The 6,175-nt window shown below is 72.3% G+C and carries 9 protein-coding genes; 4 read left to right on the top strand and 5 right to left on the bottom strand.

Translation table 11 applies throughout. The annotated features are described in order from the left end of the window. The 3 genes from ACH47X_RS12315 to ACH47X_RS12305 all read left to right on the top strand — a co-directional run. On the top strand, nt 1-1,451 hold a 1,451-nt coding region (locus tag ACH47X_RS12315; RefSeq protein WP_397404607.1), incomplete at its 5' end, for an HNH endonuclease. A 177-nt stretch (nt 1,452-1,628) separates the two neighbouring features. After that, complete coding sequence (locus tag ACH47X_RS12310) at nt 1,629-1,907, top strand: hypothetical protein (RefSeq protein ID WP_397404605.1); 279 nt, start codon at nt 1,629-1,631, stop codon at nt 1,905-1,907. 294 nt (nt 1,908-2,201) lie between these two features. Continuing rightward, entirely contained in the window at nt 2,202-3,221 is a 1,020-nt protein-coding gene (locus tag ACH47X_RS12305; protein WP_397404603.1) for an SMP-30/gluconolactonase/LRE family protein, read from the top strand. A 38-nt stretch (nt 3,222-3,259) separates the two neighbouring features. Here the strand turns inward: ACH47X_RS12305 and ACH47X_RS12300 are convergent, their stop codons facing one another. Genes ACH47X_RS12300 through ACH47X_RS12290 form a run of 3 tightly spaced genes read right to left on the bottom strand, consistent with a single transcriptional unit; the run spans nt 3,260 to nt 4,401 of the window. Continuing rightward, the gene (locus ACH47X_RS12300) at nt 3,260-3,592 is read right to left on the bottom strand and encodes an ArsR/SmtB family transcription factor (RefSeq protein WP_397404601.1); all 333 of its coding nucleotides are present in this window, start codon (nt 3,590-3,592) and stop codon (nt 3,260-3,262) included. Then, nucleotides 3,589-4,062 carry an SRPBCC domain-containing protein gene (locus tag ACH47X_RS12295; protein ID WP_397404599.1) on the bottom strand — a complete coding sequence of 158 codons (474 nt, stop codon included), beginning with the start codon at nt 4,060-4,062 and terminating at the stop codon, nt 3,589-3,591. Before ACH47X_RS12295 ends, ACH47X_RS12300 begins: the two co-directional genes overlap by 4 nt. A 45-nt stretch (nt 4,063-4,107) precedes the next feature. Beyond that, nucleotides 4,108-4,401: a hypothetical protein gene (locus tag ACH47X_RS12290; RefSeq protein WP_397404597.1), complete on the bottom strand. Its 294-nt coding sequence runs from the start codon at nt 4,399-4,401 to the stop codon at nt 4,108-4,110. A gap of 173 nt (nt 4,402-4,574) precedes the next feature. Between ACH47X_RS12290 and ACH47X_RS12285 the strand changes: the two genes are divergently transcribed. Continuing rightward, a complete protein-coding gene (locus ACH47X_RS12285) occupies nt 4,575-4,949 on the top strand; it encodes a hypothetical protein (RefSeq protein WP_397404595.1) in 375 nt (124 codons plus the stop codon). 29 nt (nt 4,950-4,978) lie between these two features. On the opposite strand, the gene ACH47X_RS12280 is transcribed toward ACH47X_RS12285, so the two are convergent. Both ACH47X_RS12280 and ACH47X_RS12275 read right to left on the bottom strand, forming a co-directional pair. Then, the gene (locus tag ACH47X_RS12280) at nt 4,979-5,512 is read right to left on the bottom strand and encodes a hypothetical protein (protein ID WP_397404593.1); all 534 of its coding nucleotides are present in this window, start codon (nt 5,510-5,512) and stop codon (nt 4,979-4,981) included. Between the two features lie 7 nt (nt 5,513-5,519). Next, complete coding sequence (locus tag ACH47X_RS12275) at nt 5,520-6,140, bottom strand: hypothetical protein (protein WP_397404591.1); 621 nt, start codon at nt 6,138-6,140, stop codon at nt 5,520-5,522. Nucleotides 6,141-6,175 lie beyond the last annotated feature (35 nt).

The raw sequence follows: 6,175 nt of genomic DNA, 5'->3' as shown, positions 1-6,175 counted from the left end.
TGGGTCAGGTCACGGCGGAGTTGGTGGTGACGCAGGCGGAGGGGTCGGAGGTGGTGGTGCGGGCGGAGTCCGGTGTCGAGCACCCCACGGTGATCAGTGCGTTGGTCGCGGGGCGGATCGACGTGAAGAAGGCGCACACGCTGCTGCGGTCGGCTGCCCGGTTGACGGTGGTGGAGCGTGCCGAGGCGATTGCCCGGTACCTACCGCAGGCGCCGTATCGGACGTGGCGGTGGTTGCGGAACAAGATGCTGGCGTTCGCGAAGGCCCGGCATGGCGCGCAAGAGACGGCTCGGGCGGCTGCGTTGGACCGCAACGTTCAGCTGGACCGGGCGGAGAACGACATGGGTTGGCTGTCGGCGTATCTGCCGGCGGTGGATGCTGCGGCGGTGTGGGGTGTGGTGGATGACCTGGCGCATCAGTTGCGGTACACGGCTGGTGAGGAGCGGACTCTGGGTCAGTTGCGTGCGGACTGTCTGACGGGGATCGTGACTGGGCGGTTGGTGCCGGGGGACCGGTTCGCGGCCACTTGCAAAGTGGAGGACGCCACGACCACGCGTGCGGGCGTGACGACGAATGCGACCGGAGGCACGGACCCGGACGCGAGCACGAGCACGAGCACGAGCACGACTGTTCGCACGGAGCCGAGCAGGGACCCGGGCACGAGCGCGGGTGATGCCGGTGCCGGTGCCGGTGCCGGTCGGGTCTGCTCGTGTGGTGGCCGGGCGCCCGTCGTCCACCAGAAGGTCGTGCGGGTGACGCCCACGCGCCCCGTCGTCCGGGTCACCGTCCCGGCGTGCACACTCCTGGGCCTGGACGAAGCGCCAGGTGACCTGGACGGGTTCGGTCCGGTCCCTGCTGAGACGGCGCGGCTTATCGCTGAGGACGCTACCTGGCAGCGTCTGCTCACGGACCCGGTCACGGGTGTGCTGACTGACTACTCCACGACCGCGTACAAGCCGGGCCGGGTGCTGCGCTCGGCGGTCGAGGCGAGGGATGGGACGTGCACTTTCGTCGGTTGCGACGCCCGGGCTGCATCGTGCGATCTGGACCATATCGAGCCGTTCGACCACGACCAGGAAGCGAGTCAGCACGCAGCCGGGAAGGCGGCGCCCGGGCAGACCCGTGCTGAGAACCTGCACGCGCTCTGCCGACGTCACCATCTGCTCAAGACGCACGCGGGCTGGGGCGTCGAACGCGACCCGGCCACCGGGATCACGACCTGGACCACACCCGCGGGCAAGAAGCGCGTCCGTCCGCCGACGGTCCTGGACACCCGGGTCGACCTGGACCAGGTCGACCCGGATACCAGTCACGACCTGACCCTGCGTGCCCTGACCGGCCGCCGGCTACCCCGGGCCTACACCACGGTTGTACCGGTGACCGATTCCTCCGATACCTCCGACGCCTCTGACCTCACCGCCCCATCCGGACCCGGCGAGCCGCCGTTCTGAACAGGGAACACCATGCCGGCCCTGGCCGGCCCGGAACCGACGGCCAGGCGCCGAAGCCGCCGCCATCGCGCACTCGGCGGTGACCCGCCACCGCCGGGAACAAGCCACCCGAGCCGACAGGTTGAGGCGGGTGCGCCCTGGATCTCGGGGCGATCACGCGGCGAGAAAGGCGAGCACATGGGCGAGTCGCGGGACGAGGGGCTGGACGCGCTGATCGGGGCGATACCCGAGGGCTGGTCGCGCGCACGGATAGCAGGGCAGGCGTGGGGAGTCACCCGCACCACGCGCGCGGGGGGCAAGGTCGTCTCGTTCGAGGCGGAACGCCTCGGCAGCGCGGAAGGGCTCGGCGCGAACATCTGGTTCACCGCCGACGGCGCCGTGCTCAAGCCGTGCGAGGTGCCTGCCGAGAGCGTGCTTGAGGTCCTGCGCGCCGCGGCGTCATCGCACCGCCCGTGACCTCAGGCCTCGACGCCCCCGTCCGAGGCCCCTCCGGGCGGTAGCTCCAGCCGGCGCAACTGCCCGGAGGGGCCCGCCGTGTGCTCTTCGACGGTCTTCCGGGCCCGCGCGGGACCATCCTCGCCGAGCACGGTCAATGACTCGCGACCCGGGCCGGGTTGAAAACGTACGCGAATGTACGTTTTGATGAGGGGGTGGCGGGATGTCCGCCGTCCGCCGACGAGAGGCCTTGCCATGTGCTGTCCGCCGAACCCAGACGCCGTCTCCGCCACCGCCGCGAAGGAGAGCTGACCGGTGGGAGCGCCCGGCTGGCTCGGTAGGACAGGCGTCGTCGTCCTGGGCCTTGGCGTGCTGGCCACGGCGGTCGGCTGCGCCTCGGGGCCGGCAACCCTCGTGCCTGATGATCGAGCGCTCACGGCCGAACGAGTGGTCCAGCTGACGTCGGTGCGCGAGGAGACCGGGATGACCCTGCTGGAAGGGCCCACCTTCGGCGAGGACGGCAGGCTCTACGTCGTCGACGTGACGGCTCCGGCCGGCGAGCCCAAGGTCATGGCGGTCGATCTCGACACACGGGAGGTCGAGGAGGTGTTCACCGACGGCACCGGTGCCTACACCTCGGCGCAGTTCGGCCCCGTGGACGGGCGGATCTACCTCACCGACTACGCGGGCGGGCGGATCGTCAGCATCACGCCCGACGGCGACGACCCGCGAACCGTCGCCGAGGGTCGGGTCCGGGGCCGTGCCATGCACCCCGACGACCTCACGTTCGACGAGGCGGGGAACATGTTCGTCACCGACTCCGCGTACACGCCCTACCCGAACGCGGAACCGGCGGGCAGGGTGCTGCGGGTCGACGGCGCCACGGGCAGGGTGACCGTGCTGGCGGACGACCAGCCGAACCCGAACGGGATCTCGTTCGACGTCGGCGGCGACGCGCTCTGGGTCAGCCACCTCGACGCGAACCGCATCGACCGGCTCGTCCTCGACCGGGACGGTACGGCCATCGTCTCGGGCCACGCCGCGATTCATGTCGACGGCGGCGTCGCCCAGACGGACTCGAACGCCGTCGACGCCGCCGGGAACATCTACCAGGGCATGCACGGCCGGCCGGAGGTGCGGGTGTACGGCCCCGACGGCACGCACCTGACCACCGTCTCCGTCCCGGCGGGGGACGACGGCCTGCAGTCCGCGACCAACATCGCGATCCGGCCGGGGGCCACGGACGCCTACGTGACGGTGAGCGGCGCGGCGGGCGGGTTCGTCTACCGGTTCGACGCCCTGGCCGAGGGGATCCGGCAGTCGAACGGCGGCTGACCCCCCCCGGGGAGCGGCGGCGTCCCCGGGGGTGGCGGTCAGATGCTCTCGGCGATGTGCTTGATGGCGGCGAGGCGGCGGTCCCACTCGGTGCCGATCGCGTCGAGGCGGCGGGCCACGGCGCTGAGCTCGGTCCCGATGACGCGGTACCGCACCTCGCGGCCGACCTGCACCGTCTCCACCAGTCCCACCTCCTGGAGCACCGCGAGATGCTTCGCGATGGCCTGCCGGGTGACAGGCAGGCTCCGGGCCAGGGCGGACGCCGAGGCGTCGCCCTGGCCGAGGGCGGTCAGGATGCTCCACCGGGTCTCGTCCGCGAGTGCGCTGCACATGGCGACCACGGTTCCGTCCGGCGATGGTCCGGAGTTCATGCCTGGCCCTCGAGGAGGGCGACGAGCTTGTCGAGCTCCGCGTCCCAGCCTCCACGGTGGTCGGTCATGAGCCCCGCCGGGTCGCTGGTGTTCTCGAAGCCGGTCTCGACGACGGTGAGCCGGGTGCCGCCGGAGGCCGCCTCGAGGGTGAAGGTGAAGACCGTCGAGCGGGCCTCGTCGACGGTGTCCGGCAGCGGACCGTCCTCGTTGCACCAGCGGTAGGAGACCTCGCGCGGGGGCTCGAAGGTCTCGACCCGGATCGGCACCCGGCGCTCGCCCGGCCAGCCGATCGTGCCGAGGGCGCCCGCGCCGGAGCCGGTCAGCGTCACGTGGCCGAACCACTGCGAGACCAGCTCCGGTTCGGTGACGGTGCGCCAGACCTTCTCCAACGGTGCGCTGATCTGGATCGTGCGTCGCACGGTGAAGGCGCCGGCGTCGATCACGGCCTGGGGGTTCTGCGTGTTCTCCATGAATGTTTCCATCTCTCTCGTGTTGGTGGTCTAGTACGTCGGTGGTCAGGGGGCGGGGGCTGGCTCGGGCTCCCCGGGCACGGCCGCCCGCGGTGCGGGCGCGGGGCGCAGCGAGCGGGTCGCGACCGCCGCGGCGACGGACACCGTGGCGAGGGCCGCGGCCGTGACGATCGCCGCGGGGACTCCGCCGACGTCGATCGCGTGCCCGCCGGCGAGGGCGCCGATGGCGTCGCCGAGGTTGCCTGCCGACGCGGGCAGGGAGGCCGCGAGGACGGCGCCGGGTCCGGCGAGGTGCACGCAGATGCCGAGGGCGAGCAGCACGCCCAGGGCGATCGTCACTCGTGAACGACTTCCGGTATGACTCTGTCGACCAGACATCAAGGCCTCCGAGAATATGCAACTCTGCGGTTGCAATGAAGGCTGGCATGATTCTCGGCGACATGCAACCCCAGGGTTGCATTTCCTGGCTGTGGTCGTGCGGTTCCGTGGCGCCGCCGCGTATCGTCCGGCTCGTGGAAGAAGGTGACGCCAGCGACCGCCGGCGCAAGGACGGCCTCGGTGTCGTGGTGCTCGCGGTCGAGCTCGCTGCCGCAGCGGGGATCGTGGTCTGGGCGCTCCTGGACATCTGGGGGCTCGCGTACCCGCCCGCCGTCGGCACGGTGTGCCCGCTCGTCTATCCCGCGCCGCCCGGGTGCGGGCCTCACGCCCGGTTCACACCGGCCTTCGTCTCAGCGATCGTGCTCTCGGTCGGCTACAGCGCCGTGACGTTCCTCCTGCTGACCGTCGGCCGGAGGTCGATCGTTGCGGCGGTGTGGGCGCTCTGTGGCCTGGCGATCCTCGGCGCCCTGGCCGTCCAGTTCGTCACCTGGGGAGGCGTGCGCGGCTGAGCGGGCCGCGCCCCGCGCGGCGTCTCGCCTCAGGAAGCGAGGACGGCCACCGCGGCGCGGTCGTCGGGCAGTCCGACGCGCATCCGCGCCAGGTCCGCGTTGCCGTCGCCGTCGTCCCAGAGCGCGTCGTTGGCGGCCAGCTCGCGGAGCACCGCCTTCTGCGCCTCGTCCAGGTCCTGCGGCGGGTCGGGGCGGACGCCCGGCTGGAACTCCACGGTAGGAAAGGTGCGGAGCAGGATCGGGCCCCAGGTCATGTCCGACCACAGCTTGCCCTGCGCGACCCGGAGCACGGGCAGGCACGCGGGCAGGATCTCGGCGAGCCCGGCGTCGCGGGCCAGCAGGTTCGCCACCAGTTCGAAGTGGACGCGCATGCCGAACCTCGACGGGCGGCGGGTGAACCACTCGTCCGCCGCGAGCGGGTCGTGCAGCGCCTCGACGAGCACGGCGGTCGCCGCGGCGGAGCCCGTGAGTGGCAGGGCGGCGCAGGCGCGGATCGCGGGGTCGTCGTCGGACAGCCAGTGGGTGGTGTCCGCGCCGAGGCCGCCCAGACCCAGGACGAGCACGGCGCGCTCATCCCGCCCCGACGCGATGTTCATGGCGGAGGCCAGCGGTCCGGCCGACGTCGCCCGGTCCCGCGAGGCGGACGTAGGCGTCGAGGGCCGCGAGGCGCACGGCCTCGTCCTTGTCGGACAGGAGCGTCGAGACCGGGGCCAGCGCCGCGCCGCACGCCGCGGGCAGCTCGGTGATCGACCGGGCCCACAGGTATTCGCTGAGCTCGGAACCCCAGACCGACTCGTCGTCCGCCGCCATCGCGCGGTAGAAGGCGTCGATCTCCTTGGCCGTGGGCTCGACGGCATCCGGCTCGCGGGTGTCCTCGTGCCAGGAGGCGCTGTCGCCGACGGCGTCGATCCAGCCCAGCAGCGCGGCCAGGCGTGACCGCCCGTCCCCGTCGCGGCGGCGCAGCACGGGGTCGCCCAGTAGCCCTGCCACGGCCCGCAGCGCGGGCGCCGTCGCCGGGTAGACCGTGCCCTGGTGCAGCACGGCGCCGTACAGGTGGTCGAGGCCCGCCTCGAACGCGGCGTCGTCGGCGGAGACCAGGCCGCGCAGGTGCCCCGGCGTGTCCGACGCGACCCCGTAGGCGTGGAACAGCCGTGCCCAGTCCACCTCGTCGACCAGCGGCGTCGTCGTCATGGCCCCGGACCCTATCGCGCCGAGCACTTCGGTAT

This window comes from Promicromonospora kroppenstedtii (genome assembly GCF_044389675.1).
GTDB lineage: Bacteria > Actinomycetota > Actinomycetes > Actinomycetales > Cellulomonadaceae > Promicromonospora > Promicromonospora kroppenstedtii.
The sequence above is the reverse complement of the archived record's forward strand: the minus strand, read 5'-3'. Positions and strand labels throughout refer to the sequence as shown.